This window comes from Aeromonas sp. sif0611 (genome assembly GCF_019218845.1).
In the GTDB taxonomy this organism is placed as follows: domain Bacteria; phylum Pseudomonadota; class Gammaproteobacteria; order Enterobacterales; family Aeromonadaceae; genus Aeromonas; species Aeromonas media.
In genome coordinates, this window is the sequence record NZ_JAHUWU010000039.1 from 1 (window position 1) to 331 (window position 331).

The window sequence follows — 331 nt, forward strand, 5'->3', positions numbered from 1 at the left end:
GCGACGGTGACCACACCGGTGGCGGGATCGATGGCAAACAGGCCGCCGGGATTGCCGGACAGGCTGTAGGTGACGGCATTGGTGGTGGCGTCGGCGTCGCTGGCAAAGGCGGTGATGCCGACCAGGGTGCCGATGGCGATGTTCTCGTCGACGGCATTGGCGGCGGCGTTGGTGTCGGTCGGGGTAGTGACATCGAACTCGTCGACATCGTTGATGGCGATGGTGAAGGTCTGCGCCTGGCTGGAGCCATCGGCACTGGTGGCGGTGACCTCGATATTCACGCTGGCACCGAGGGCTTCACGGTCGATGGCGGCGGCGACGGTGACCACAC

Annotated in this window: 1 protein-coding gene; it reads right to left on the reverse strand. The window is 65.9% G+C overall.

Annotation, left to right across the window (positions count from 1 at the left end; genetic code table 11):
* Positions 1-331 (reverse strand): cadherin repeat domain-containing protein (locus KW824_RS20665; protein ID WP_218410885.1); only part of this gene is annotated, 331 nt, incomplete at both ends.